We start from the raw sequence: 22,270 nt of genomic DNA, 5'->3' as shown, positions 1-22,270 counted from the left end.
TTACCTGCCCGCGGATTCCTTCGCGGCGGCCTTCGCGGCCCGTTTGCTCTCGCGCACCCTGGCGAGCGATTCCGGGTCGACGATGTCGGCCACCGACCGCAGCGAGCCGTCCTCGCCGTACGGGGCGGATGCTTCGCGCCAGCCGGCTGCGGTGACGCCGAGCCGTTTGCCGAGCAGCGCCAGGAAAATCTTGGCCTTCTGCTCACCGAAGCCGGGCAGTGCCTTGAGGCGGCGCAGCACCTCGGTGCCGTCGGGGGCGGCCCCGTCGGAACCGGGGGCGGTCCAGATGGCGGCGGCGTCACCGTTCCAGTCTTGGGCGACGACCTCCGCTATCGTCTGCACCCGGGTGGCCATGGAGCCCGGGAAACGGTGCACGGCCGGGGTCTGCTTGAAGATCGCGGCGAATTCATCAGGGTTGTATCCGGCGATCACCGACGGGTCGAGGGTGCCGATCCGGTCCCGGATCTTCGCCGGTCCCGCAAAGGCTGCCTCCATGGCGATCTGCTGATCGAGCAACATGCCGAGCAGGAGCGCGAACGGGTCGTCACTGAGTAGGGCGTCTGCGGCGGTATCGCCGGTGATGTGCAGCGTCATCAGAGCATTCTCGCACCGTCGACACAGATTCGCTGGACGGCCGACTCGGGTTGGCAGCGGCAGATCGCGCTGCCAGCATGGCGAGTGCCGGCGCGAATCCGGCGGACAGGAGCCGTCATGTTCGATATCCCCGCTGGCAGCGTGATGCGCAGTTGGACCGGGTGGATCAGACCGTCCGACCGCGCCTCATACACGGCCTACATGGAACGCACCGGGCTCGCCGATTACAGGTCCACCCGGGGCAATCTCGGCGCCGCGATGGTGTTCCGCGACCTGCGCGACGGTCGGTGCGAGGTGCGCACGATCTCGTTCTGGCGCGCTTACGCCGATATCGTCGCCTTCGCCGGCGAGGACATCGAGCTGGCGGTCTTCTATCCGCAGGACGACTCCTTCCTCATCGATCGCGAACTCACGGTGGCCCACTTCGACGTGGTCTGACTCCGGTTTCGTCGCCGGGCGGGCTCCCGTTTCTGCCGGTTCGGGCCGATCATGGCTGCATGGATGCCGTGGATGCCCTCAGCGAGATCGCCTTCTGGCTGGAACGAGGCCTCGCCCCGAACTTCAAGGTGCAGGCATTCCGACGAGCCGCCTCGCTCATCAGCGACCTCGACCCGGTGGAGCTCGCCGATCGGGTGCACGACGGCCGGCTGCGGGCGATGAAGGGTATCGGCGGCCGCACGGCCGAGGTGATCTCCCAGTCGCTGTACGGCCTGCCCGACTACCTGGACAACCTGCGACGGAGCGGCACAGACCCTGTGGCCACCGGCGGCCGCGAGCTGCTCGCGGTGGTTCGCGGCGACCTGCACACGCACAGTGACTGGTCGGACGGCACCACGTCCATCGAACTCATGGTGATCACGGCGCGGATGCTGGGCCGGGAGTACCTGACGCTGACCGACCATTCGCCGAGCCTCACGGTCGCGCACGGCCTGACCGCGGACCGGCTGATGCAGCAGCTCGGTGTGGTCGCCGACATCAACGCAGACGCGGGATCCTCGCCCGACCCGGTCAGGCTGCTCAGCGGCATCGAGGTCGACATCCTCGAGAACGGCGAGCTCGACCAGGACCCGGCGCTGCTGGCCCGGCTGGATGTCGTCGTCGCCAGCGTGCACTCCAAGCTGCGCGCCGACTCGCTGAGCATGACCCCGCGGATGCTCGCCGGCATCCGCAACCCGCACACCAACGTGCTCGGCCACTGCACCGGTCGTCTCGTGACAGGGTCGCGCGGCACCCGGCCGCCGTCGAGCTTCGACGCCGAGCGGGTGTTCGCCGCGTGCGCCGAGAACGCCGTGGCGGTCGAGATCAACTCCCGGCCGGAACGCCAGGACCCGCCGGACGACCTCATGGCTCAGGCCCTCGCGGCCGGCTGTCTGTTCAGCATCGACAGCGACGCCCATGCCCCCGGGCACCTGGACTTCCTGGCCTACGGCGCCGAACGCGCCGCGGCGAACGGGGTGCCCGCCGAGCGGATCGTCAACACCTGGCCGGTCGAGAAACTGCTGGACTGGTCGCGAGCCACCCGCTGAGCGACCCGCTGGCCAGCGCCCGGTCAGGATGCTTCGCTAGGTTGGAGGTCTGCCACATCGGCTGCCCCGGCAACTCACGAGGAGCTCCATGCCCATCACCGTTCAAGGCGCGATCGCCCGTTCGAAGGGGGCTCCCGTGGAGCTCACCGACATCGTCATCCCCGACCCCGGACCCGGTGAGGTCGTCGTCGACATCGATACCTGCGGAGTCTGTCACACCGACTTCCACTACAAGGAGGGCGGCATCAGCGACGACTTCCCGTTCCTGCTCGGCCACGAGGCCGCCGGCCGGGTGAGCATCATCGGCGCCGGCGTCACCCACGTGGCCGTCGGCGACTTCGTGGTGCTCAACTGGCGGGCCGTCTGCGGCGACTGCCGGGCCTGCAAGCGCGCCGAACCCTGGTACTGCTTCAACACCTTCAACGCCAGCCAGAAGATGACCCTGATCGATGGCACCGAGCTCAGCCCGGCACTGGGTATCGGCGCGTTCGCCGAGAAGACCCTCGTGCACGAACGTCAGTGCACCAAGGTCAACCCGGAGGCCGACCCCGCCGCGGTCGGGCTGCTGGGCTGCGGCATCATGGCCGGCATCGGCGCCGCCATGAACACCGGCAACGTCGCCGCCGGCGATTCCGTGGCCGTGATCGGTTGCGGTGGTGTCGGCGACGCCGCTGTGGTCGGCGCGAAGCTGGCCGGCGCGAGCACCATCATCGCGATCGACCGTGACGCCAAGAAGCTGGCCAAGGCCACCGAGTTCGGCGCCACCCACACCATCGACTCCGCAGGGCTCGACGAAGACGGCGTGGTCGCAGCCGTGCAGGCGCTCACCGGCGGCTTCGGCGCCGATGTCGTCATCGACGCCGTCGGTCGCCCGGAGACCTGGCGGCAGGCGTTCTACGCCCGCGACCTTGCCGGCACCGTGGTGTTGGTCGGCGTGCCGACACCGGAGATGATGCTCGAGATCCCCCTTGCCGATGTGTTCGGCCGCGGTGGCTCGCTGAAGTCCTCCTGGTACGGCGATTGCCTGCCGGAGCGGGACTTCCCGATGCTCACCGAGCTCTACCTGCAGGGACGTCTGCCGCTGGCGGAGTTCGTCAGCGAACGCATCCGCATCGATCAGATCGAGGCGGCGTTCGCCAAGATGGCGTCCGGCGACGTGCTGCGTTCGGTGGTGGTGCTCTGATGGGCGCGCGCATCGAGCACCTCGTCACCGAGGGCACCTTCGACCTGGACGGCGGCAGCTGGGCGTTGGAGAACAACGTCTGGATCGTCGGCGATGACACCGAGTGTGTCGTCATCGACGCCGCCCATGACGCCGAGGCGATCCTCGCGGCGGTCGGCGAGCGCCGACTGCTCGGCATCCTGAGCACCCACGCGCACAACGACCACATCGGCGCGGCCGGTGCAGTGGCTGCAGCCACGGACGCACCGGTCTACCTGAATCCGGACGACCGCATGCTCTGGGACGTCGTCTACCCGGATGCCGCGCCGAACCGCGAGCTCGCCGACGGCGACACCATCGAGGTGGCCGGGATCGAGCTGCAGGTCATCCGCACGCCGGGTCACTCCCCCGGCTCGGTGTGCTTCTACGCGCCCGCGTTCGACACGCTGTTCAGCGGGGACACCCTCTTCCACGGCGGGCCGGGCGCGACCGGACGGTCGTACAGCGACTTCCCGACCATCATCGAGTCGATCACGACGAAGCTGCTGACCCTGCCCGCCCAGACCGTCGTGAACACCGGCCACGGCGAGTCGACCTCGATCGGCGCCGAGGCCCCCGACCTGCCCGACTGGATCGCGCGCGGCCACTGACGGCCCGCGAGTTGCCGCGAAATGCCCCTTGGATACCTCCTCAGGGGCATTTTTCGGCATCTCGCGGCGAGCAAGCTACTCCGGCCGGTGGGGGTCGGCGCGGCCGCCCTCCGACTCCCGAGCCCGGTGCCCGAAGTACTCGCCTGCGGTCACCGCGCGATACGACGTCGTGACCATCTGCTCGAGCACGTCCAGGTCGACCTTGTCGAGGTTGGTGACATACAGGCAGCTCAGTGCGGCCTTGTGCGGTCCGAGCCGAGCGAGCTCGTCGGTGTAGGTGCCCAGTCCGTCGGGAAAGTAGATCGACATCGACGCCTTGCGTGGTGAGAAGCCCGCCGCGCCCGCGTCGCCCTCCCGCCCGCTCTCGTACTTGTAGTGGTACTGACCGAAGCCGATGATCGACGAGTACCACAACCGTGCCGGCTCCCCCGTGATGCGCCCGAACATCGTCAAGAGGGTCTCGGCATCCCGCCGCCGGGTGGCGCCGGGGACGGCGTCGACGAAGGCGCGCACCTCGTCGTCGGCGGCCTGGTGGTCGGTGCGGTCGGCGGGGGTTCCTGTTGCCATGCCCCTACGGTAGCGCCGGGCCACCGACAGGGACAGGTGCCAGGGAGCAGCCTGCAAAGCTGTCTACGCGGGTTCGATTCCCGCCACCGCGTCGCCTGCGCCGGGGCCTCTGGAGCGACCCCGGCGGGCGCCGCGACGCGCGAGTCAGGCGTGCTGCTCGGTCTTGGCCAGCTGCCGGGCGAGGTCGTCCGGCGACAGGTTGGCGTCGCGGAACGCGTCCGTCAGCGGCAGCTGCAGGCGCAGGTCGGTGCCCAGGCAGAGCGCCGCGCTGCCGCTCTTGAGCTTGAAGTCGAGCACGTGGCCACCGCCGGTGCGGTCGTCGGTGATGAAGTGGGTGTGGCAGCCGGGCACGCCGATGCCCTGCTCGTAGAGCGGGGTGCGGAAGCCGACCAGGGAGCCGGACACGTTGTGCAGCTCGACGATGGCATCTTCGTCGGTCGCCTCCACCATCGGCCGGTACGGCTTCTGCTGCTTCACGACGGTGCGCATCCGGATCCACTCGAAGTCGCCGTCGATACGCAGCGCGTACATGTAGTTCTCGGATGCCGTCATGTGGTCGATGAACGCGGATGCCTCGGCGCGCACGATATTGTCGGGCAGCCGGCTCTCGATGTGCGGCACGAAGTTCGTCACCACGGCGTACGGGGTGTACGCGCCCAGGTCGGGCTTGGTCACCCCGCCGTCGGCGCGCAGCTGATAGCACTTGCCGTCGACGATGAGCATCTCCCCGTCGAGGCCGTTGAACGTGCCGATGCCGAAGCTGCCGTGGCCGAGCAGGTCGCGCACCGTCATCTCACCCTCGTAGACACCGTCGAGCAGCGCGCTCATCAGGCTGGTCTGGAAGATCTCGTGCCTGGACACGGTGATGTTGGTCACAGCAGCACGTCACTTTCCAGGTCGGCCATCAGCTCATCGCGATTGTTGCGGTAGTCCACCCGCACGTCGATGATGCTCGGGCCGTCGTCGTTCATGGCCTGCTCGAGCACCGCGGCGAAGTCGTCGAGGTGGGTGACCCGGTAACCGTGGGCGCCGAACGACTCGGCGTACTTCACGGCGTCGTAGTCGCCGAGCTGCACGCCGGAGGTGCGGCCGTACTTGCCCTGCTGCTGGAAGGCGACCATGTCGTAGGTGCCGTCGTTGAAGATGATGTGGGTGAATTTGGAGCCGAGCCGCACCGCGGTCTCCAGCTCCATGGCGGAGTAGAGGAACCCGCCGTCGCCGGACACCGAGACCACCGGGGTGCCGGGGCGCACCAGCGTCGCGGCGATCGCCCAGGGCAGTGCCACACCAAGAGTTTGCTGGCCGTTCGAGAACAGCAGGGTGCGCGGGTGGTAGGTGCGGAAGTGCCGGGCCATGTAGATGTAGTGCGAACCCACATCGCAGAGCACCGTGGTGTCGTCGGGCAGCAGGGCCCGCATCGCCAGGGTCAGCTCGGCGGGGTGCACGCCCTCCGACTCGTCGTCACGATGGACGGGCTGGTCGGCCTCGGCCAGGCGGGCGCGCTCGGTGGCGACGACCGCCGAGGCGGATGCCGACAGGGTGAGGCCATCGATCTGGCTGGCGAGCGCATCCATCGTCTCGGCCACGTCACCGCGCAGTTCGACGGTGGGCCGGTAATAGTCGTCAAGGTCGGCCGACAGCTCGTCCAGGTGGATGATGCGGCGCAGGTGATCCTTGTTCCATTTGGCGGGTTCGTACTCGACGAAGTCGTAGCCGATGGCCAGGATCAGGTCGGCCTTGTGCAGCAGAACGTCCCCGGGCTGGTTGCGGAACAGGCCGACCCGGCCGAGGTAGTGCTCCTCCAGGTCGTGGGAGATCACGCCGGCGGCCTGGAAGGTCTCCACGACGGGCAGCGCGGCAGCGCCGAGCAGGCGGTGCAGCGCGGCGACGGCCCGGTCGGAGCCGGCGCGGGCACCGGCGAGGATCACCGGGAACTGGGCTTCCTTGAGCAGCTGGGCGGCCTGGCTGATGCTGGCGGCCGGGGCCGCGCCGAGCTGAGGGACCCAGTGCGGGGTGGTCATCGACACAGTGGTGGAGTCGGTGAGAACGTCGTAGGGCAACACCACGGCCGCGGCGCCCTTGGGCTCCTGGGTGGCTTGGCGGAACGCGTTGGCGATGGCCTCCGGCACGTTGTCGGCGACGCTCACCTCGCCGGCAGACTTGGTGACGGCGGAAAGCATGCCGACAGCATCCATCGACTGGTGGGTGCGCTTGAGCCTGTCTCCGCGGGAAACTGCGCCGCAGATCGCGACCAGGGGGTCACCCTCGGTGGTGGCGGTGAGCAGGCCCGTGGCGAGGTTGGCGGTGCCGGGTCCGCTGGTGACCAGCACGACGCCGGGTTCGCCGGTGAGCCGGCCGACGGCGGCGGCCATGAAGGCGGCGTTCTGTTCGTGGCGCACCACGATCAGCTGCGGACCGCCGTCGAGGAGGGCGTCGTAGACGGGGTCGATCTTCGCACCGGGGACGCCGAAGATCCACTTGACGCCGTAGGCCTCAAGGCATTCGACGACGCGGTCGCCGGCCCGGCGGGGCGAGCCGAGTGCTGCGGAGCCGAAGGCGGTGCCGTCGACCGACTCGTCCGGGACCGTTGAATTCTGAGCCATGCCGTGCCTCCTGTAGTGCGGGTGACGCCGTGGTGTGAACCAGCGTCTCGTTCCAGCCTGCCCGATCGACCGATATAGAACAACGCCGATACCGGATGCCAATCATCTGCTTCTCAGATGAGACGTGGGAGGATGGGTGGCATGGATCTCAGGCAGCTTGAATTCTTCAGCGCCGTCGCCGGCGAGCTCAACTTCACCCGGGCGGCCGAGCGGCTCACCATCGCGCAGTCCGCGGTGTCGGCCGGGGTGCGTTCGCTCGAGAGCGAGCTCGGCGTGGAACTGTTCGACCGCAGCCGCCGGCAGATCCGGCTCACCTCTACCGGTGAACTGCTGCTGCCCAAGGTGCGCGGCGCCCTCGACGCCGTCAACGAGGTGCGGGATGTCGCCCAGCAGTCCACCCAGGCCATCACCGGCTCCATCGTGATCGGCCTGATGACGTCGGTGACGCTCGTGAACGTGCCCCGGCTGCTCGGGCTCTTCCGCACCGGGCACCCGGGTGTGGGGGTGCGGCTGCGCGCGGCGCGGCGCGGCTCGGCCGATCTCGTCGACGAGCTGGCCAGCGGCGAGCTGGACCTGGCCTTCCTGGCGCTCAGCGGAGCGGTGCCAGCGACGCTGTCGGCGGTGCCGATCGCGTCCTCCCCAATGGTCCTCGTGGTGCCCGCGGGGCATCCGCTGGCCGGAGCCGCCGGCGTGGACCTGGCCGACGTCGGCGACGAGGAGTTCATCGACCTGCCGCCGGGCTACGCGAGCCGGCAGATCGTGGACGACGCCTTTGTCGCCGCCGGGGTGGAGCGGCGGGTGATGATCGAGGTCTCCGACATCGGCACCGCCGCCGAGTACGTGACCAACGGCCTCGGTGTGGCGCTGTTGCCCGAGTTCGCCGCACACGATGCGCTCAACGTGCGCCGCATCCCAGTGGCGCACGTGCCCGACTTCACCGTCTACCTCGCCGCCTCCCGCAAGCGCCGGGCCTCAGCGGCCGTGCGCGCCTTCGTCAACCTGGCCCTCTCCGGCGAGTAGCCCCGCCGCCCGGCCCACCGATGCCCGCCCCACCCGGCCCACCAACTGTTCCCGAAGCGGACATCTGCGCCCGGCGCACCGGGCGCAGATGTCCGCACGGGCAACAGTTGCGCCGCGCTCGCCCACTCGTGGTGACCTGTGTGATGCGGTGTGCCCGTGGACTGGGACGACCTGCCGGCCGGCTGACCGCCCCTGCCGCGCACCCTCGCTAGACTTCGCGTAAGGGGGAACAACGATGAAAACTTTTCGCCATCTGACCGGGGACAACGCGTACCAGCAGAATTCCGGTGTGCTGAGGGTGGGCCCCCCTCGCGCTCAGTACCGAGCGGCCGCGGGCGCGCTCCTCGTCTCGGCGGTCCTGGTCCTCACCGGCTGCGCCGGTTCGGCGCCCGCCGCGGAGGCTCCGTCCAGTGCCGCCCCGGCCCCGGCCACACCGGCACCCACCGCCGTCGGCGCCTGCCCAGAGTCTGACGGACAGGGGCCCTGGGGCGACGTCATCGCCAAGGAACAGGTCACGGACGCCGCCGGCAGCTACTGCCACACGACACTCGACCCGGCGTCAGTCGGCGCCCAGTTCGACCCCGCGGTCGTCGATCTCGACTCGCTGGCGACGTACGGCTTCACCATTGAAGACGCCGAGACCGCACAGCGAGCGGCGCTCATCTACGTGACGGAAGCAGGGCTGGACTCTGCCCTCCTGGACGACTCCGCGACCGCCGACGCAGCCTGGTTCGAGAGCGCCTCGCCGTGGTTCACGCCTGCGGGTCACACCGCCCTGACACCCCAGGTGGCAAGCTTCGGGCTCAGTGAGGCCGGGGTCATCGTTTCCCAGAGTCTGCCGTCGCCGCTCACCAGGGACGGCGGTCCGCGTGCCACCAACACGGCCGTCGGCGTCGACAAGATCTTCGGCACCCTGAGCGTGGACCAACAGACTCCCCTGCTCCTGGTCCGCACGACCGTCACCGTCGACTATGCCGCCACCGATGCGGCCATCGTGGAAGCGGCCATCCGTGACGAGCGCGGGACCACGAGCCTGAGCGAGGACAGCCTGCGGGCGAGCGCACCCACCCTGTTCGACGGTTCAGACGACGAAGGACTCGTGCTGGTCGGCGGCTTCAACGTGGGCTTCGCCTCCGGCGACCTGACGGCGATAGAGTACATCAGCGCCGCATGGACCCTGTCCACCGGCGACGGAGCACTGCAGATCGACGCCATCGAGCCCGAGCTGGACCCGAGCCTGCGCTAGAGCTGAGTCCGCCCGGAGTCGCCACGCGGTGGGCGCCCGCCCATTCCGCCCCCAACTGCCACGCCCTCGCCCGCTCTTCCCGGCCGCCGTGGCCGGTGCCACGATGGGTCCACGCTGAGCATGCACGTTGAGCATCAACACGAGGAGCGAGGAACGAGGCGACGATGACGATCGACGTGAGCCCGGCCCACGACTTCGACGAGATGGCGACCATGTTCGCGCCGAAGAAGCCCGAATCCTCGGTCTGCTGGTGCCTCTCCTGGCGGCTGGACTCGAAGCAGAACCGCGCGCTCACTGGCGCCGCCAGAGCCGACAAGGTGCGGGAGCTCTGCGCGCGGAAGCTCGCCCCCGGTGTGCTCGCCCACCTCGACGGTGAGGTAGCCGGCTGGGCCGGCATCGCCCCGCGATCCGAGCTGCACCCGTTCGCCACCTCACGCAAGATCCCGCACCTGGACGACCTGCCGGTGTGGTCGCTGTGGTGCCTCCGAGTGCGCCCGGGGTACCGCAAACAGGGCGTCACGCCGGCGCTGATCGCCGGCGCCGTCGACTACGCACGAGCATCCGGCGCACCCTGCGTCGAGAGTTACCCCGTGGACAACGACGGACAGCGGGTGGACCTCACCATGGCCTACGTCGGCACCAGAACCATGTTCGAGCGCGCCGGCTTCACAAAGGCGGCCGACACCGACTCCGTAGCCGGCGGGTTCCCCCGCATCCTCATGCGGCTGATGCTGACTGACGCCCCGGCAGCCTGCTCCGGCTAGCCGCAGTACTCGCTGTCCATGAGCGCAGTGTCGCGTACGACGATGGTGTCCACCAGCCCGGCGGAGCTCAACGCGAAGTTGATCCAGTGTCCGCTGCCGTCGGGCAGGGAGTAGTACGGGGCGTACGTGCCGTCGTTTTGCTCGATGTCAGGGTAGGCGGCCGTGACCTGGTCCAGGGTGGCACCGATTCCGATTCCCGCGCTGGTCTGCGGCGAATTGGCGGCGACCGTGGCCTCAGACCCCCAGGCCTGCAGCACGATCTGGTCCGTGACTCCGGTGCCCGCCGGGTCCGGGAGCCAGATGCTCGGGAAGTCGGCCTTGTCGAGGGCGGTCACCCACGGGCAGCCATCCTGGACCGTGGTGGTGAACGCCGTCGTCGAGGCGGCTTGGTCGGCCAGCTGCCCGTGCAGAGTCAGCGGTCCGATGGCTGTGTAGTCGATGAGCCATGAGCTCGGATCATCCAGGTTCGGCTCGGCCGGCGCCGGCGTGGCAGACGGCACCGGTGTCTCGGTGGGAGCGGTGGATGCCGCCCCGGCTGCCGGTTTCTCGCCGGCCGGTTGTTCGCCGGCGGACTCGCCGGCACATCCTGCTACGAGCAGCACGCCAACGGCGAGTGCCGCAATCGTGCCCTGCCTGTAGACCACCGATGCTCTGCTATTCATGTGTATCCCCCCGGATGTCGATGCCCCGTATCGTACTCCCAGGACCTCCTGAAATACCAGATCGCAGGGAACTTCTCCGCGCCCTCATACCGAAGCTGTGACGGCATAGCGCTCAGCGAGGTGGCCGAAGGCCACGGAAAGCTCGGGCGGGCCCACGACCTCGATGGTGGTGTCGAACCGGCCCAACGATGCGGCCAGCGCCACCCACGACCAGGAGCCGACCTCGTAGCGGCAGCGGTCGGGTCCGAGGTCTTCGAGGATGCCGTCGCCGGCGAACGGCAGCACCGCGGTGGCGGGCAGCCCCAGGATCACAGTGCCCCGGCAGGGCCAACTGTTCGCCCGCTCCGATCCCGTGAATCGGGCCGAAACGTAGTCGCGCACGTTTTTCCCGGGAAGCTCACGCGGGGTGAACCGGGGCCCGGTGGGTGCGCGCGGCGCAACCCGATCGGCGCGGAAGATCCGCCAGTCTCCCCGGTCGAGGTCCCAGGCGACGAGATACCAGCGCCCGCTGGAGGTGACGAGGTGATGGGGTTCGACCCGGCGCGGCGGCGTCGGCGTCGGATCTGTGTCGCCGGGTTGCCGGCTCGCGTAGTCGAAACGGAGCACCTCACGGGCGCGGATGCCGGTGGACAGTGCGATGAGCACAGCCGGGGACACCGGGTCGGTGACGGCGTCCCCGGCGCGGGTCGGGATGGTCGTGAAGGTGAGGGCGTCCAGACGGTGACGCAGGCGGGCGGGCATCACCTGCCGCATCGTGGTCAGCGCTCGCACGGCGGCCTCTTCGATGCCGGCCCCGGTCGCGGTGGCGGCCTGCAGCGCCACGGTCAGGGCGATGACCTGGTCGTCGTCGAACAGGAGCGGCGGCAGTTCGGTGCCGGCGTCCAGCCTGTAGCCGCCGTCCGGTCCCTTCATGGCATGGATGCTGTAGCCCATCTCGCGCAGGCGGTCGACGTCCCGGCGCACCGTGCGGTGGCTGATCTCGAGCCGATCGGCGAGGAGGGCACCGGGCCAGTCCCGCCGGGTTTGGAGAAGCGAGAGCAACAGCAGCAGCCGTGAAGTAGTCGACGTCATGTTTTTCACTCTAGGCGCAGTAGAGGACCGAATCTGTCCTCTACTGGTGTGACCATGACAGGTATCCGGGACGAGCCCGGCGAACACCCTCGAATCTAGGAGCAGACATGACCATTCACACGACCACTCACCTCAACTTCCGCGGCGATGCCCGAGCCGCTCTGGAGTTCTATCAGAGTGTCTTCGGTGGCCGGCTGGTCGCCATCAGTTACGCGGATGCCCACCGGGCGACCGACCCCGCCGAGGCCGACCAGATCCTCTTCGGCTCGGTCACCTCCCACGACGGCTTCCGCATCATGGCGTACGACGTGCCGTCCGCCAAGGCCTACGCGCCGGGCACGATCCCCGTGTTCGTCTCCGTCCGCGGCACGGATGCGGCGGCGATCACCGGCTACTGGGAGAAGCTGGCCGAAGGCGCCACCGTCGTCGAGCCCCTCGCGACGTCACAGTGGTCACCGCTGTACGGGATGCTCACCGACCGCTTCGGGGTCACCTGGGTGCTGGATGTGGAGGTGGCGTGGGACGCGGCCTGATCTGACCAACCGGCGGGGCGGGTGGATGCGCTCGCCCCGCCCCTACCGGGACGCCCCTCCGACGATCGCCTTCAGCAACGCCGTGTTGTGCCCGAGGCCGAGCAGCGCCTGAGCGCGGCGCCGATGGCCGTCCCAGGTGCCCGGGTCCATGTTGCCCAGCAGGGAGACGACCATTCGCGTGCGCGGGTTCGCTGCGAAGACCTCGCGATGGTCGTCGATGAACGTCCAGTACAACCCGTCCCAATCGGCCATCCACTCGCCGGCGGGCAGGTCTGACATTTTTCGCAGGTAGTTGCTGCCAGACACATAGGGCTTGGTGGTGATCTCGTCGCCCGCGGCGAATTGGCTCATCGCGTAGACGTTGGGGACCATCACCCAGTCGTAGGCGTCGATGAACATCTCCATGAACCATTCGTAGACCGCATCGGGGTGGATGCGCAGCAGCGACATCGCGTTGCCGAGCACCATCAGCCGCTCGATGTGGTGGGCATATCCGGTGTCGAGCACCCGCGAGATGACCAGATCCACGGGAGCGAGACCGGTGGTCGCATCCCACCACCCGTCGCCAAGGGCCCTCTGGTGGTCGAGCCGGTTCGAGGTCCGCATTTCGCGACCGCGGGTTCGGTAGGTGGCGCGCATGTACTCCCGCCAGCCGATCATTTGCCGCACGAACCCCTCCAGGGACGCGAGGGGAGTGCCGTGATCGGCGCCCTCGAGCACCGCGTCAACGACGTCTCGCGGGTCCAGCAGCCCGACATTCAACGCGCCGGTCAGCAGGCCGTGATTGATGAACGGATTCGTTGCGGAGATCGCGTCCTCGTACGGGCCGAAGTCGTTCAGGCGGTCACGGACGAACTCCTGCAGGTGCTCCCGGGCTTCGTCTGCGCTGGTCGGCCAGGCGAACAGGTGCGGGTCACCCGGGGCATTCGGGAACTCGGCGCTGACCCAGGCGATCGCTGCGTCGACCTCGGCCGGCACCTCGACCGTGTCCGGGTCGTCCACCAGCGCGTCGAAGTCGAAGACGCCCTCCCGCCGAAGCACGGGATGGCCGGCGAAACGGCCGACGGGGTGGGGCGTGTACCCGCGCGGCAGCTTCTTGCGGTTGTCGACGTCGAAGGACCACTTCCCGCCGACCGGCTTGCCGTTCTCGAGCAGGATGTCCAGTCGGCGGCGTTGCCACACGTAGAAGTCCTGCATGCGAGAGCCGTTGTGGGAGAACCAGTCATCGATCTGCACCCGGTCGGTGAGGAAGTTCGGCGTCTCCAGCACGTCGCCCGGGCGCATCCGGTAGCCGCCGTCGGCGAGCCCGGCGAACAGATCCTGCTCGAGCCAGTCATCGACAACGTCGAACCAGGTCACCTGCGCCGGCTCGCGCTTCCGAATGCACTCCGCCAGTTGGTCGTGGGAGCTTCGCTCGGTATCGCTTGGAAGAACGACAACCTCGTACCCGTGCTCGCGCAGTCGGGCTGCGAAGCGGGCCAGCGACGCACGATGCAGGACCAGTTTGTGGGAATGGAACCGGTACTGGCGAAAGAGTAGATCATGCTCGATGAGCACGAACAGGGTCCCTCCGGCCGCCTCGAAGTGCTGGGCGAAGAGCTGGTGCGGCAGGACGAGGCGCACAGACGGGCCGGAACTCATACCCCAACGATAGAGCGGCGGGCGCTGGACGTCGACGAAGTTTGGCCAGAGGCTTCTGCGGTCGCCCATAGAATTGGTACGTGACCTGAGGAGTCCCCCCACCCTGATGGTCACGGTGCGTCCCGCCGCGTCCCCCCACGCGGCGGGACGTTTTTGGATGGAAGGTGATCCACCTCAAACCCGTCACAAGCGCGCCGGCCCCCCAAAAATCCGTCCCCTGGCTCCCGGCGCACCTCTGCCCTTGTCCCCCCTTGGACATGTCTAACCTTACCTCTATCGGAACGGTGCTGGTGCTATTCGTCTGTCAGGTCTGAGCCGGCGGACAACCCGTCCTCGAGAAGCTTCGTGATCTCGCGAAGTGCTTCTGGTGACGTATCCCCGAGGGTTCGGGCCGCGAAGTTGATTACTCGCTTGACTCGGATCATGCGGACCAACTCCAACTGAGAGTCGATACGCTCCGGCAGGTCATCGTCGGACCCGAGCAGGTACTCGGGTGCAATCCCGAAGAAATTTGCGATCTCGGTGAGAAGTAGGACGTCGCTGACCAGTGGGCCTTCCCCCCTGACCATGTACTGCCATCGGGCCCTCGAGAGCGAAACCTTCTTGGCTTTGAGACCCGCGGCGATCTCGCGGTAGGTATACGGGGTGTTTCCTTCGGCCACCACTACGTCGAGCAGCAGGTTCAGCTTGCGTGCAAGCTCCAGTTGTGGAGTGGGCAGTGGGGTCCCTGTCCCACCCGCTTCACTGGGCGTTTTGGTACTCATCGGTCCTCGAGTCGTTTGTGGTCCCGCGAGATGCATCTGACGCCTGCCGAATATGCTGTTCGATCCTCTGGATGAGCTTCACTTCGCGAGCCGAGAGTGACTGGTCGGGGTGCAGAAGGAGACAGTCCCGAACCTCGACGTAGCGGCGGTGGAGGTGCAAGGCGTGGCTCCCCCGAAAACAGAGCGCTAGCCGTGACGTCGGTGCTTCGATGCTGAGCTCAGGTCGGTCAGCCAGCAGCCGCTCCCACAGCGGGGTGACCTTCCACAGCAGCCAGCGGCTTGTGCCTGCGTCGCTCAGGTTCCTGAAAACTCCGACCAGCAGACGGAGACCGAGACCGACCGAGAGCAGAACGGGCGCAAGGAGCGGGCAAGCCACAGAGAGGGAATCAACTATCGCACTGACGTGGGTGCCACCTGCCGCCCTGTTGATCGCCACACCCATCTGAATGACGACGTAGAGCGATACGACCGCGCACCCGGCAAAGATGATCACCAGTGCCGTCTTGAGCGTTGTGTCCGACTGGCGTTTGTAGTCCGTGGAGCACGCGACCATTGTCGAGATCGCAAGGACGATCAGCGCAATCCAGGTCGTGAAGCTGTAGACCAGCTGACTCCAGTTGCCAGGACCGATGAACTGGATGTTGTCAATCTCCCAGCCGCTGGTGAAGAAGAGGGCAGCCTGAACGAGGATGAGTCCGGTCACTCCCCACAACGCAAAGCGCTTTCGGGTTGAGGTGAGTCCGTCCTTTGAGACAGCCGTCTGAATGAGGCAGTCGAACAGGGCCACACAGACGATCGCTGTCGCGTGGAAGATGAAATAGGTCAGGTCGACTCCGCCCAAGAGTCCGTCGACGAATGCATACGGGCCGTCGGTGATCAGCGACATGGTGACCGCGAAGGCCACCATGAACCAGAAAAGCAGACGCCGTTTGCCGCGGAGCGCGCTCGGCACGAGGAGCAGGGTCGTGCCCCAGAGAGCCGCGAGCACCGCGTACTCGATCAGAGCGAACATCAGAGAACCTGCCCGAATCCGGTCTCGGCTCCGCGCCTGCTTTGTGAGGCGTCCTTCCGAAGGATCATCGCAAGCTCGTCCCCGATAGCCTCCGCCATTGCCTCTTCCTCATCGGTGAAGCTGTTTCGGGACAGCGCCGCGACAATGGCGTTCATCGGGATGAGGGGTGCGAGAAGCGCGACCCTGTCGGCCGGCATGATCATCTTCTTGTGATTGAGGATCATGTGACCGAACTCATGATTCACGAACTGCTGCCGGTGGACGGCCGAGTCTGTTGGCGCGCAGTAGATCCGCTCGAATTCTTCACCGGCCACCTCGAGCCAGAGCGCGCAGATTCCACTGTCAAGCATTCCCTGAGGCGCCTGCACTACGACGATCTTCTTCGTGCGGATCTGCTCCATATGGTGGTGCAGGATTTCCGAGTTCAGGGGGCGTGGGAGGTCTATCTCCTGCACCAGTTGCTGAGCGCGTAGTTGCCGTGCTGCGTAGTTCACTATGGATCCGATTCTCGTGTCGATCCGCTGCGTCTCCCCGAGCCGGATCCAGCGCATCTGAGACATGGATGACTGCCGTCAGCATGGGATTACTCAAGGTCTCCATGATAGCCACGAGCCAGCGCCAGTGGCGCCCGCAGGGCTCAGGCGGGTTACCCGATGAGCCGATAATCCCGCGCCGATTGAATTCCGTTCTTGAAGAACGTGCGGCTGAACCAGCCGACGTCGAACTCATAGGTCGCCCCGGGTATGGAGCTGGCTGCGATCTCGTCCTGGTTATCGCTGGTCACGCCCCAGTGAATCGCCAGCGGACCGCAGTCCTGTGTCTTCACCAGAACGGACACGGTCGTCACTGACCCTCTCGATCCGCTTGAGGTCGAGGAACAGCACAACGGACAATCGGCTCACTGTGGTCGGTTTCTTGGGCGGCGGAGGCGTCCACGGAGTGGGGGCGGAACCGGGCGGAGCCCGAGTTTGCGCAGACGGGCATTAAGCATCTGCGTGTGCTCCACACGCGACCGGCGAGCGTCATCGGCCCTGCACTGCGCCGTCGTCCAACCGGCCTCCCGGTGTGCTGCCCACCGCCGACGGGCAGGCATCGAGCGGATGAAGAGGGTAAGAGCCACGGCGAAGGCAATAACCTGGCCCAGGGCTCCGAACATGAAGCCGGTGACGGCCATGTCGACGACCATGGCCTGATCGGTATATGCGGGGTTGCCGGCGCCTCCCGCAATCCCCCAGTACGTTCCCCAGCCACCGATCAGAACGACAAAAAGCAGAGAACACCGCCACAGGTAGGACCAAAACAGCCAGTGGGACGGAGGCCCGCCGGCCCTTACCGGAAGGGTACTTCCCGGCACGGTCCCCGCAGCGGCCCCGCCAGTCTCGGAATCTTGGTGCTGCTGACCCTCCCCTGTGGGCTGGGGGGTCGAGTCGCGGGTCATAGCTTCGCCTCGGCGACGGCGGGAGGAACGACGCTCCGGATGTCACGGCTCATCAACAGCTCTTTCTAAGCTTTGCGCCGAGATGTCGGAATGGCAGGCGCCGTCTCCGGGAGGCAGAATCTCAGCCCGCCGCCCCAAAATCCGTCGTTGATGCAGTAGAGCGGCACCTCCTCGTCACCGACGTGGAGGGTGGGGTTCCTTATTCCGTATTTTGAGAGGTTGAAAGTCAACTCGACGCTCCTATCGGGTGAGGTGCAGCTGTAAGCAACGTTCCATGGGCTCGTGTCTTCACACCGATTGAGTTCCCTCGTCGTGCCGGCCCCGTCCACGTACTCCCAGGTCCTGTCCCGATACCCGCCGACCTGAATGGCGGAGTTCGGAGTGGAGATGGCGTCGGCACGGGTGAATGGCCGCTCATCGCGGCCCGTCAGCGTGAGCAGGGCCAGCAGGGCGAGACCGATTGTTTTCCGGCACCATGCATTCTCAGTCGGACCACCCCCAATCCCACGCACGCCGTGTGGCTAGAGCAGCCCCGATGCTAGCTTGCCGATTCAACGGTCCTTGGCTTGCTTCTCACGGGCGGCGGCTACAGCTGGTCTTGAGCGCCTTTATGTTTGCTGCTGCTGCTTCGGCCGGCGTTTCCGTCGCCGGCGCCGCCGTCCCTGGCCGTTGAAGGGCGGCCGGGGCGCGCCGAACTGGGGGCCGCACCAGTACCGTCCGCCCAGCAAAATCCCGGCGAGGGCGCCATAAGCCGACGCATGCGGAATGGCCATCTGGTCGGTGGCACCACCCACGAACGCCAAGGCAACCCACACAACGGGTAGGCCAAGGCAAAGGAGGCCGTTTCTAATTTGCAGCGGCAGCGGGAAGCGGAACAATGCCCATCCTGCGATGACAGCGACAACAAGAACTGCAACAGCAGGCGCTGTCGGTGACAGGCGAACCAGTTGGGCTGTCCCGATGCCGAACAGCACCAGCGCGCAGGCTGCATTGATCAGTGCCAGGCGCCACCCGCCGGAGAACTTGCCGTCGGCGTCAGGCCGGCGCGGGCGGGTTTGCGTGCGCTCTCGCCCGGCACCCGGTCCCGACCAGATGTATCCGCCGGCGATCGAGCCGACCATGAACCCTATGAACCACGGCCCCGCCGCGGGGATGTCCAGGGCGCCATCGACGTCGAGCGAGATCAACATCCAGTAGTTCAGGAGGAACGACCAGAGCATCACCGTGAACGCCCGGAATGATCGTGAGACGACGCGAACCACGAGAAATGCGTAGACCGCCCCTACCGAAAGGAACACTGATGCCTCAAGGAGACGGTCGCCGGCAAACCACACTTACACCGCCAGCATCAGAGCAATCATCCCGGCGTACAGGATCCGCACGTCCCACTGGTCAGTTTTCTTCAGCACAGCAGTACCCCCATGTACACAAGGCTAGGGCAGGGCAAGCCGCATCCACGGCAGCCAAGATCACCTCCCCGCGGTCGCGGTTTGCGCTGGCGCGGGCGAAAGGCGAGCTCAGCACCGCTGCTCCTGTCCTGGAGGTACAGCAAAGCCCCACCGCGGGAGAACCGGGGCGGGGCCGAAATGCTGCCGGGATGGAACTAGACGTTGAACCTGAATTCCACGACGTCGCCGTCCTGCATGACATATTCCTTGCCCTCGATGCGGGCCTTGCCCTTGGCGCGGGCTTCCACCACGGAACCGGCGTCGATCAGGTCCTGGAACGCGAAGACCTCAGCCTTGATGAAGCCCTTCTGGAAGTCGGTGTGGATGACACCAGCGGCCTGCGGGGCGGTCCAGCCCTTGTGGATGGTCCAGGCCCGCGTTTCCTTGGGGCCGGCGGTGAGGTAGGTCTGCAGGCCCAGAGTGTCGAAGCCGATGCGGGCGAGCTGGTTGAGCCCGCTCTCCTCCTGGCCGGTGGAGGCCAGCATCTCGGCGGCATCCTCTTCGTCGAGTTCGGCGAGCTCGGATTCGAGCTTGGCGTCGAGGAACACGGCATTGGCCGGAGCGACGAGGGCGGCCAGCGTGGCCAGCTTCTCGGCATCCTGTAACACGGCCTCGTCGACGTTGAAGACGTAGATGAACGGCTTGGTGGTGAGCAGGCCGAGTTCGCGGATGGGCTCAACGTCGATCTTCGACGCCGACAGCGGCTTGCCGGTGTCGAGGAAGGTCTGCGCTTCGAGCGCGGTCTTGAGAACGCTGGGGTCGAGCTTGCGACCCTTGGTCTCCTTCTCGTACCGGACGATCGCCTTTTCGAGGGTCTGCAGGTCGGCGAGAACGAGCTCGGTGTTGATGGTCTCCATGTCACCGGCCGGGTTGACCGCACCGTCGACGTGCACCACGTCGGGGTCGGCGAAACCACGGATGACCTGCGCGATGGCGTCGGCCTCGCGGATGTTGGCGAGGAACTTGTTGCCCAGCCCCTCACCCTCGCTGGCGCCGCGCACGATGCCGGCGATGTCGACGAAAGACACCGGGGCCGGCAGCAGACGCTCGCTGCCGAACACCTTGGCGAGCTTCGCCAGGCGGTGGTCAGGCAGGTTGACGATGCCAACGTTGGGCTCGATGGTGGCGAATGGGTAGTTCGCCGCGAGCACGTTGTTCTTGGTCAACGCGTTGAAGAGGGTGGACTTGCCGACATTGGGCAGTCCGACGATTGCAATAGTAAGAGCCACGAGAGTCCATGGTACCGGCTCAGCCCGTTCGGACGCGCCCCTTCACGCCAGGCCCGGCCGGCGGATGCCCGCGGCGCGGCAGCGTCGGTGGCGCGTGAGACCATGAGGCGTGCCCGTCAATTTCACCGCCATCGATTTCGAAACCGCCAACTCCTCGGCCGCCTCGGCCTGCTCGGTGGGGTTGGTGAAGGTGCGCGACGGCGTCGTCGTCGACAAGATCGGCTGGTTCATCAAGCCGCCGCTGGGCCATGACCTGTTCCAGGAGTGGAACATCAAGATCCATGGCATCCGCCCCGAGCACGTGGCCGCGGCGCTCAGCTGGTCGCAGCAGCTGCCCGACCTCGTCGACTTCGCCGATGGCGACGTGCTCGTGGCACACAACGCCGGCTTCGACCTGGGTGTCATCAAGACCGCATCCGCGATCACGGGCATGACGGTGCCCGATTTCCGCTACGTCTGCAGTCTGCAGGTGGCCCGCAAGACCTATCACCTCGACTCCTACCGGCTGCCGGTCGCGGCGATGGCCGCCGGCTTCGAGGACTTCTCGCACCACAACGCCCTCGCCGACTCCGAGGCCTGCGCCGCGATCATGATCCACGCCGCCGACCGGCACGGCGCCGACACCATCGAAGACCTGGCCCGCATCTGCGGCGTCAACGTCGGCGTGATCGGCCCGGTCGCCACCCTGGAACACCGCGCCACGCACGGCCCGATGGCCTTGAACTAGCCGGCACCGACTGCCCTGGGCAGCTCCGGCCGCACGACGCGCGTCCCGGCTCCCGGCGGTGTCGGTGGCCGCTGTCAGACTGGCCGGATGGATCTCCTCGCGCTTCTCCTCGGCCTGCTTCTCGGTGTGCTGCTCGGTGCCCTCGTGAGCGCCGTGTTCCTCCAGCGTCGCCGGTCGCCCGGCCCTGCAGTCGATGATCCGGCCGTGCTCGAGGCCCGGCATCAGGTGGTGCTCGCCGACACCCGCGCCAGGGAGGCCGGTGTGCAGTCGCTGCTGCGGGAGGAGCTCGCCTCGATGCAGGCCACCGCCGACGGCCTGCGCGACCAGATCGCCGACCAGCGACGGCAGTACCGCGAGATCGTTGACCGGCAGCGCGACGACCAGGCTGCACGCACCGAACGGGACCGACAGGAGAGCCAGGTGTTGCAGGCCCTGGCCCCCGTGAAAGACAGCCTGGCGAACATGCAGCAGAAGGTAGCCGAGCTCGAGCAGCAGCGCAGTCTGCAGCACGGCGAGCTCACCGAACAGCTGCGCTCGGCCACCGAGTCCGAGGAGCGCCTGCGCAGCACCGCCGAATCCCTTGCCTCGGCCCTGCGCGCCAACAACACCCGTGGTGTCTGGGGCGAGACCCAACTGCGCAGCGTGGTCGAGGCCGCCGGGCTCATCGAACGGGTCGACTTCGACGTGCAGTCCAGCATCACGTCGGATGCCGGCGCCGGCCGGCCCGACATGGTCGTGCACCTGCCCGGCGGCAAGAACATCGCCGTGGACGCCAAGGTGCCCTTCACCGCGTTTCTCGAGGCCAGCCAGATTCCGGCGACGGCGACCGGTGCGGATGGCGCCCAACGCGCCGTGTTCATGAAGGCGCACGTGAAGGCCGTGCGCGACCACGTCACCGCGCTGGGCAGCAAGGCATACTGGCAGGGCCTGGCGGCCTCCCCCGAGCTCGTGATCGCGTTCATCCCCAGCGAATCGCTGGTGTCGTCGGCGCTGGAGGCCGACCCGTCGCTTATGGAGTTCGCGTTCAGCAAGCGCGTCGCACTGGCCTCCCCCGTCACCCTGTGGTCGGTGCTGAAGACCGTGGCGTTCAGCTGGCAGCAGGATGTGCTCACCCACGATGCCCAGGTGCTCTTCGACCTCAGCCGTGAGCTGTATTCCCGGCTGGCCACCACCGCCACCCACATCGAGAAGCTCGGCAGGGCGATCGAGCGCACCGTGAAGGACTATAACGGCTTCGTCGGCTCCATGGAGCGCCAGGTGCTGCCCACCGCCCGCAAGCTCAACGCCCTCGACGAGTCGAAGGTGCTGGCCCCGCTGGTGGGCATCGAAGAGACCCCCCGCGAGCTGGTGGCCTACGAGTTCGTGGCCGCGCTCGAGACCGATGCCCTGGAAGCGATCCCCACCCGCGACTGACCCCGCAGACACGTTGCCAGTTGAGGCCCCTTCAAGAACTCTGAAGGGGCACCAACTGCCATCTCGCCGGCATCCTCGCACCTGAGTTGCCAGTTCAGGCCCCCTCGGGCACCCGGAATGGGCGTGAAATGGCAACTCACCGGGCCGCCCGCCCGCCGAGATGCCGCAATGGGCCCCTTCAGCGTGCGCGAAGGGCACAT

The 22,270-nt window shown here is 67.2% G+C and carries 23 protein-coding genes; 10 read left to right on the top strand and 13 right to left on the bottom strand.

Going from position 1 to position 22,270, the window contains the following annotated elements:
* Positions 1 to 594, bottom strand: a complete 594-nt coding sequence (locus E3T19_RS18170; protein ID WP_088455596.1) for an HhH-GPD-type base excision DNA repair protein — start codon at positions 592 to 594, stop codon at positions 1 to 3.
* A gap of 117 nt (positions 595 to 711) precedes the next feature.
* Here E3T19_RS18170 and E3T19_RS18165 point away from each other — a divergent pair, with 117 nt between their 5' ends.
* The 4 genes from E3T19_RS18165 to E3T19_RS18150 all read left to right on the top strand — a co-directional run bounded on the left by E3T19_RS18165 (position 712) and on the right by E3T19_RS18150 (position 3,932).
* Positions 712 to 1,032 (top strand): hypothetical protein, encoded by a 321-nt coding sequence (locus E3T19_RS18165; protein ID WP_240632406.1) that lies wholly within the window; start codon positions 712 to 714, stop codon positions 1,030 to 1,032.
* 59 nt (positions 1,033 to 1,091) lie between these two features.
* Positions 1,092 to 2,120: a PHP domain-containing protein gene (locus E3T19_RS18160; RefSeq protein ID WP_134409514.1), complete on the top strand. Its 1,029-nt coding sequence runs from the start codon at positions 1,092 to 1,094 to the stop codon at positions 2,118 to 2,120.
* Between the two features lie 88 nt (positions 2,121 to 2,208).
* On the top strand, positions 2,209 to 3,303 hold the full coding sequence (locus E3T19_RS18155; RefSeq protein ID WP_134409513.1) for an S-(hydroxymethyl)mycothiol dehydrogenase: 1,095 nt from the start codon (positions 2,209 to 2,211) through the stop codon (positions 3,301 to 3,303).
* Positions 3,303 to 3,932: an MBL fold metallo-hydrolase gene (locus tag E3T19_RS18150; protein ID WP_174776728.1), complete on the top strand. Its 630-nt coding sequence runs from the start codon at positions 3,303 to 3,305 to the stop codon at positions 3,930 to 3,932. The genes E3T19_RS18155 and E3T19_RS18150 overlap by 1 nt, the downstream gene beginning before the upstream one ends.
* A gap of 75 nt (positions 3,933 to 4,007) precedes the next feature.
* Here E3T19_RS18150 and E3T19_RS18145 read toward each other — a convergent pair whose 3' ends face one another.
* The 3 genes from E3T19_RS18145 to alsS form a co-directional block, all read right to left on the bottom strand.
* The gene (locus E3T19_RS18145; RefSeq protein ID WP_088455593.1) at positions 4,008 to 4,499 is read right to left on the bottom strand and encodes a DUF1801 domain-containing protein; all 492 of its coding nucleotides are present in this window, start codon (positions 4,497 to 4,499) and stop codon (positions 4,008 to 4,010) included.
* 144 nt (positions 4,500 to 4,643) lie between these two features.
* Complete coding sequence (gene budA, locus E3T19_RS18140; RefSeq protein ID WP_240632405.1) at positions 4,644 to 5,375, bottom strand: acetolactate decarboxylase; 732 nt, start codon at positions 5,373 to 5,375, stop codon at positions 4,644 to 4,646.
* Complete coding sequence (gene alsS, locus E3T19_RS18135; RefSeq protein WP_134409512.1) at positions 5,372 to 7,102, bottom strand: acetolactate synthase AlsS; 1,731 nt, start codon at positions 7,100 to 7,102, stop codon at positions 5,372 to 5,374. Before alsS ends, budA begins: the two co-directional genes overlap by 4 nt.
* A 141-nt stretch (positions 7,103 to 7,243) precedes the next feature.
* On the opposite strand from alsS, the gene E3T19_RS18130 reads away from it, so the two are divergent.
* The 3 genes from E3T19_RS18130 to E3T19_RS18120 all read left to right on the top strand — a co-directional run bounded on the left by E3T19_RS18130 (position 7,244) and on the right by E3T19_RS18120 (position 10,132).
* Positions 7,244 to 8,122, top strand: a complete 879-nt coding sequence (locus E3T19_RS18130; RefSeq protein ID WP_088455591.1) for a LysR family transcriptional regulator — start codon at positions 7,244 to 7,246, stop codon at positions 8,120 to 8,122.
* Positions 8,123 to 8,357: 235 nt separating this feature from the next.
* Positions 8,358 to 9,368, top strand: coding sequence for a hypothetical protein (locus tag E3T19_RS18125; protein ID WP_134409511.1), 1,011 nt, complete (start codon positions 8,358 to 8,360; stop codon positions 9,366 to 9,368).
* 164 nt (positions 9,369 to 9,532) lie between these two features.
* Positions 9,533 to 10,132 (top strand): GNAT family N-acetyltransferase, encoded by a 600-nt coding sequence (locus E3T19_RS18120; protein ID WP_134409510.1) that lies wholly within the window; start codon positions 9,533 to 9,535, stop codon positions 10,130 to 10,132.
* Here the strand turns inward: E3T19_RS18120 and E3T19_RS18115 are convergent.
* Positions 10,129 to 10,794, bottom strand: coding sequence for a hypothetical protein (locus E3T19_RS18115; RefSeq protein ID WP_134409509.1), 666 nt, complete (start codon positions 10,792 to 10,794; stop codon positions 10,129 to 10,131). The two genes, E3T19_RS18120 and E3T19_RS18115, sit on opposite strands and share 4 nt — an antisense overlap.
* 84 nt (positions 10,795 to 10,878) lie before the next feature.
* A complete protein-coding gene (locus E3T19_RS18110) occupies positions 10,879 to 11,865 on the bottom strand; it encodes a YafY family protein (protein WP_134409508.1) in 987 nt (328 codons plus the stop codon).
* A gap of 107 nt (positions 11,866 to 11,972) precedes the next feature.
* On the opposite strand from E3T19_RS18110, the gene E3T19_RS18105 reads away from it, so the two are divergent.
* A complete protein-coding gene (locus tag E3T19_RS18105) occupies positions 11,973 to 12,398 on the top strand; it encodes a VOC family protein (RefSeq protein WP_134409507.1) in 426 nt (141 codons plus the stop codon).
* A 42-nt stretch (positions 12,399 to 12,440) separates the two neighbouring features.
* Here the strand turns inward: E3T19_RS18105 and E3T19_RS18100 are convergent, their stop codons facing one another.
* The 7 genes from E3T19_RS18100 to ychF all read right to left on the bottom strand — a co-directional run bounded on the left by E3T19_RS18100 (position 12,441) and on the right by ychF (position 19,930).
* Positions 12,441 to 14,039, bottom strand: a complete 1,599-nt coding sequence (locus E3T19_RS18100; protein WP_134409506.1) for a cryptochrome/photolyase family protein — start codon at positions 14,037 to 14,039, stop codon at positions 12,441 to 12,443.
* 293 nt (positions 14,040 to 14,332) lie between these two features.
* Complete coding sequence (locus tag E3T19_RS18095; RefSeq protein WP_088455584.1) at positions 14,333 to 14,803, bottom strand: hypothetical protein; 471 nt, start codon at positions 14,801 to 14,803, stop codon at positions 14,333 to 14,335.
* Entirely contained in the window at positions 14,781 to 15,815 is a 1,035-nt protein-coding gene (locus tag E3T19_RS18090) for a DUF6545 domain-containing protein (RefSeq protein WP_088455583.1), read from the bottom strand. The genes E3T19_RS18095 and E3T19_RS18090 overlap by 23 nt, the downstream gene beginning before the upstream one ends.
* Positions 15,815 to 16,309, bottom strand: coding sequence for a hypothetical protein (locus tag E3T19_RS18085; RefSeq protein WP_133159859.1), 495 nt, complete (start codon positions 16,307 to 16,309; stop codon positions 15,815 to 15,817). The genes E3T19_RS18090 and E3T19_RS18085 overlap by 1 nt, the downstream gene beginning before the upstream one ends.
* A gap of 152 nt (positions 16,310 to 16,461) precedes the next feature.
* On the bottom strand, positions 16,462 to 16,662 hold the full coding sequence (locus tag E3T19_RS19455; RefSeq protein ID WP_241980341.1) for a hypothetical protein: 201 nt from the start codon (positions 16,660 to 16,662) through the stop codon (positions 16,462 to 16,464).
* 1,199 nt (positions 16,663 to 17,861) lie between these two features.
* Positions 17,862 to 18,515, bottom strand: coding sequence for a hypothetical protein (locus E3T19_RS18075; RefSeq protein WP_134409505.1), 654 nt, complete (start codon positions 18,513 to 18,515; stop codon positions 17,862 to 17,864).
* Positions 18,516 to 18,856: 341 nt separating this feature from the next.
* Positions 18,857 to 19,930 carry a redox-regulated ATPase YchF gene (ychF, locus tag E3T19_RS18070; protein ID WP_088455577.1) on the bottom strand — a complete coding sequence of 358 codons (1,074 nt, stop codon included), beginning with the start codon at positions 19,928 to 19,930 and terminating at the stop codon, positions 18,857 to 18,859.
* Between the two features lie 109 nt (positions 19,931 to 20,039).
* Here ychF and E3T19_RS18065 point away from each other — a divergent pair, with 109 nt between their 5' ends.
* Both E3T19_RS18065 and rmuC read left to right on the top strand, forming a co-directional pair.
* A complete protein-coding gene (locus E3T19_RS18065; protein WP_134409504.1) occupies positions 20,040 to 20,657 on the top strand; it encodes an exonuclease domain-containing protein in 618 nt (205 codons plus the stop codon).
* An 87-nt stretch (positions 20,658 to 20,744) separates the two neighbouring features.
* On the top strand, positions 20,745 to 22,070 hold the full coding sequence (rmuC, locus tag E3T19_RS18060; protein WP_134409503.1) for a DNA recombination protein RmuC: 1,326 nt from the start codon (positions 20,745 to 20,747) through the stop codon (positions 22,068 to 22,070).
* Positions 22,071 to 22,270: the final 200 nt, after the last annotated feature.

Origin of the sequence: Cryobacterium sp. TMT4-31 (genome assembly GCF_004403385.1) — a bacterium.
Taxonomy (GTDB): Bacteria; Actinomycetota; Actinomycetes; order Actinomycetales; family Microbacteriaceae; genus Cryobacterium; species Cryobacterium zongtaii.
The sequence above is the reverse complement of the archived record's forward strand: the minus strand, read 5'-3'. Positions and strand labels throughout refer to the sequence as shown.